Annotated in this window: 3 protein-coding genes and 1 pseudogene; 1 reads left to right on the top strand and 3 read right to left on the bottom strand. The window is 66.8% G+C overall.

Translation table 11 applies throughout. From position 1 onward, the window contains the following. On the top strand, positions 1 to 541 hold a 541-nt coding region (locus VGZ32_RS25510), incomplete at its 5' end, for an IS3 family transposase (protein WP_326888737.1). Here the strand turns inward: VGZ32_RS25510 and VGZ32_RS28930 are convergent. The 3 genes and pseudogenes from VGZ32_RS28930 to VGZ32_RS25490 form a co-directional block, all read right to left on the bottom strand. After that, positions 453 to 1,526, bottom strand: a pseudogene (locus VGZ32_RS28930) (integrase core domain-containing protein). The gene VGZ32_RS25510 and the pseudogene VGZ32_RS28930 overlap by 89 nt on opposite strands. A 176-nt stretch (positions 1,527 to 1,702) precedes the next feature. Further along, positions 1,703 to 2,617 (bottom strand): aromatic prenyltransferase, encoded by a 915-nt coding sequence (locus tag VGZ32_RS25495; protein WP_326888734.1) that lies wholly within the window; start codon positions 2,615 to 2,617, stop codon positions 1,703 to 1,705. A 20-nt stretch (positions 2,618 to 2,637) separates the two neighbouring features. Then, positions 2,638 to 3,657, bottom strand: coding sequence for a methyltransferase (locus VGZ32_RS25490; protein WP_326888738.1), 1,020 nt, complete (start codon positions 3,655 to 3,657; stop codon positions 2,638 to 2,640). Between the last annotated feature and the right edge of the window lie 179 nt (positions 3,658 to 3,836).

Here is a 3,836-nt window from a genome sequence, read left to right as displayed (position 1 = left end):
CGAGCACACCCTCGACGACCAGGAACTGCTCACATGGATCACGAAGATCCATACCGCGCACCCGGCCTACGGGGCCGAGCGCGTCACCCGAGAACTCAAGCGCCAAGGCCCCGAGATCGGTCGGCGCAGGGTCGCACGGTTGATGCGCGAGCACGGCACCGCCGGGATCACCCGACGCAAGCGCAGAAACCTCACGAAGCCGGACAAGCACGCGGCTGCGGCGGTGCCGGATCTGATCCGCAGGGAGTTCACCGCCCCGATGCCCGGCCTGAAGCTAATCGGGGACATCAGCTGTTTCCCGACATCCGAGGGCTGGCTCTCCCTCGCAACCGTCCTGGACTTGTGCAGCAAGGATTTGATCGGGTATGCCATCGCGCCGCACATGCGCGCAAGCCTGGTCATAGACGCGATCACCGCGGCGCTGCCCTTGCCGAAAACCTCGTCCGTGCAGGTCACGCTGCATGGTGGTATTCGTGCAGGACACCGCCGAAGCAGTCGCATCTCCGGACATCGAGCTGCGCGATCTGATCCGGATCGGTGAGCAGCGCGGGCAGCGGGTTTAGCGGCCGGGCGTTGGCGATGCCCTCATGCGACCGGTGTTCGTTATAGAAGTACTCGAACTCACGTAGCGCGCAGTAGGTGGGCCTGGTTCCAGATCAAGGTACGGTCGAGCAGTTCGCGGCGGCAGGTCTGCACCCAGCGCTCCATGATCGCGTTCATCCGGGGCATCCGAACGCCGCTGAGCACAACCTCGATCCCCGCGTCGGCAAGAATGGCGTCGAACAGGCCGGGGTACTTCCCGTCCCGATCCCGGATCACGAACCGCGCCCGGCCGCTGGCATCCTCCAGATCCATCACCAGATTCCTCGCGGCCTGGGCCACCCACGCCCCGGTCGGGTGCGCGGTCGCACCCAGGATCCTGATTCTCCGCGAGGCGTGCTCGATCACCGCGAACACGTACAGCCGCGCGCCCGACAGGGTGGCCGTCTCGAAGAAGTCACAGGCCAACGGCGCCTCGGCTTGAGAGCGCAGAAACGCCGCCCACGTGGTGGCACCATGTTCGGGCGCCGGGTCGATCCCGGCGTCCCTCAAGATCTCCCAGACCGTGGCAGGCGCGACCTTCGCACCCAGCACCAGCAGCTTCCCATGCAGTCGGCGATACCCCCACACGCAGGATGAGCGCACGGGTCGGCCGCGCATCGTGCGGCCGACCCGATCGCTTGGGCCGAGAACACCTGGAGTGCCGACGCGCGATCAGATCGCGGTGCCACTTCGAGACGGTGTCCGGCTTGACGAGCAACGCATGTGAGCAAGCACCCGCCCGGGCACTCGACGCAGCAGCGCCGCCAGCAAGGCGCGATCGCTCGCGGTGAACCTTATCCGCTGCGGCCCAAGCTGCCGCTGCAGCACGCCAAGCTGGTGCCGAAGCGCGAGGATCTCCGCGTCCTTGTCCGATCGCTCATCGGCAATAGCCGTAGCATCGCGAACGCATTCGTCATGCCGAGATAGGCCAGTCGCAGCAGCACGACTGATCACCATGCCACCGCAACAGTCACTCATCTGCAGCTTCAGCAGTCCGCCACAGTTGCGCCATGCCGCTCACCACAAACCTACGCTGACCAGCACGGACGGGATTGTCGGCAAGCGCAACACAGACCGCACGGCATGGAGGCTCACGCGACTCAATGGTCGTACAGAGAGCTCAGGGGTTGTCCTCGGATTCGGACAGCAGCATCTGGTCCAGCATCCGGGCGTCCCACTTGAAGTACGAGTGGATCTTGAAGTTCTCCTCGCCGATCGACGATGTGCCCGCGTAGTAGATGAACCTGCCGCCGGCGTCGTCGTGCGCGACGTTCTTCAGGAACTGCTCGATCTGCGGGTGCAAGGGAACGGGCAACGCACTCGATTCCGCGTTCATGACGGCGTAACAGAATCGCTCTGCCTTCGACGATTCCCAGTTCAGGGTGACGTAGATGCCGAACGCCTTCTCACCGAGTCTCACCATCGGCTCGCTCGGGTGCGGCAGGCCCAGTTCGCGGATCATCGACACGATGGTGCCCGGTTCGAGGCATTCGGCGGGCAGCGCGCCGAAGTACAGGTTCACCGTGCGGTGCGGGTAGTCGATCGCGAGCGCGTTCAGCTTGTCCGTGTCCAAGCCGTAGCGGGCGAAGTAGTCGAGATTGTCGGCGACGCTGCGCGGCATGGAGGGGATGTCGATGAGTGCTGTCAGGCTCTGCATCTCGTTCGGCGGGAAGAACGCGTAGATCTTCTTGAAGCCGCGGGCAGCGCCGAAGTCGACACCTAAACCGTCGACGGGGCAGCGTTTGCGCATCTCCGAGAGCAGGACGCCGATGGGATGGCCCGTCTCGGGAGTCAGGCCGTTCGCCCGGGCGACGGCATAGGGATCGATCTCTTTCGGCACCGAGAAGCGCCAGTCGACGTCACCCGCGTAACGCACGCCGGTCCCGATCCGGAAAGCGATCGTGGCGTGCGGAATCACCTCGCCGTACGCGGTCAGGATGGGCCAGACCTTCTCGCGCGAGCAGGGCGTCCCCAGCACTCGCGCCGATTCCTCGATAACCGAGTAGAGATCGGCCAGCTGCGCGGTCTCGGGCATTCGTCCTCCAAGCGTCCGGGCTACCGGGCGATGATCAGGGTGGCGGGCGTCGGTGTGGGGTGGAAGGAGACGTCCTCGAAACCCGCCTTCGCGAGCCAGGCCTGGTAGTCGGCACGCCGCCAGGTCCGGCCGCGCCTGCTCTTGAGCAGCATCTCCGCGGCGAAGATCAGCGCGAAGGGCGGGCCGCTGCGCGTGTCGTCGACGATGTAGTCGCTGACGACCAGCGTGCCGCGGGGCTTCAGGGCGCCGCGGACCTTGGCGAAGATCGCCATGTTGTCCTCCGGCCCCTCCTGGTGGGCGATGTTGGAGTACACGGCGATGTCGTAGACCGCGGTGCCGAAGTCGGTGGTGTGGAAGTCGCCGTCGACGCAGCTGAATCGGTCGGCCACGCGCCGCTCGGCCACGAGCCTGCGGGCGATCGCGTTGATCGGCCTCCAGTCGAGCTGGGTCGAGCGGGCTGCGGGGTTGAGCCCCAGCCAGACGGCCGAGTAGACGCCTGAGCCGCCGCCGATGTCGAAGATCGAGATCTCCCCGGCGTCCGCGATCCGCAGCAGGTCGGCCGCGATCCGCGCCGCCGGGACCGACTGCGCGGCGAGCGCCGTGACCAGCTTCTCCCAGTGCGGGTTGTCGGCCACCTCCACCGTGGCCGTCGGCGGCGCGCCGTCGTGCACCACTTCGGGCAGAGCTTTGAGGCTGTCGACGTGGCCCAGCTTCAGCTTGGCGAAGTCGCTCAAGCAGTCGGGTTTGCCCTCGACCAGGAACGCGGACGCCTCGTCGGAGTTGCGGTAGCGGCCGTCGCGCAGCTCGACCAGGCCCAGGCCGACGAGCCCGTCGAGGAGGGCCTCGACACCGCGCTGGGAGATTCCGGCGCCTGCGGCCAGCCGCTCGGCGGTGTCGACCCCGGCTTCCAGGTGGGTGAACAGGGCATGGCTCGCGGCCACACCGAGGATGCCGGTGGCCCAGTAGCCGTTGGCGAGCCGCAGAATCCGCTCCGGCGTCGGCTGGTCGCCGGACGTGCCGAGTGTGGCCTCTGGCATCATCACGCCAGCCCCTTCGCGTTCGGCGCCGTTCCGCTCCGCGCTCTGGAAGCGACCCGTGGTCGGCCCTGTCCGCCTGCGTGATCGGTGACGGCAGATTCACAGTCCTGCGTGCATGTCCGATGGTCGGCTATGGGACTCGGCCGGGACTACTCAGCGGCTTGGCGTCGGCTTGAGGGCGA

This window comes from Actinocrinis sp. (genome assembly GCF_035938995.1).
GTDB lineage: Bacteria > Actinomycetota > Actinomycetes > Streptomycetales > Catenulisporaceae > DASZGI01.
The sequence above is the reverse complement of the archived record's forward strand: the minus strand, read 5'-3'. Positions and strand labels throughout refer to the sequence as shown.

Bases quoted from the DNA above. Each gene is read 5' to 3' on its own strand.
- VGZ32_RS25495 (WP_326888734.1), bottom strand. From the start codon at position 2,617: ATGCCCGAGACCGCGCAGCTGGCCGATCTCTACTCGGTTATCGAGGAA.
- VGZ32_RS25490 (WP_326888738.1), bottom strand. From the start codon at position 3,657: ATGATGCCAGAGGCCACACTCGGCACGTCCGGCGACCAGCCGACGCCG.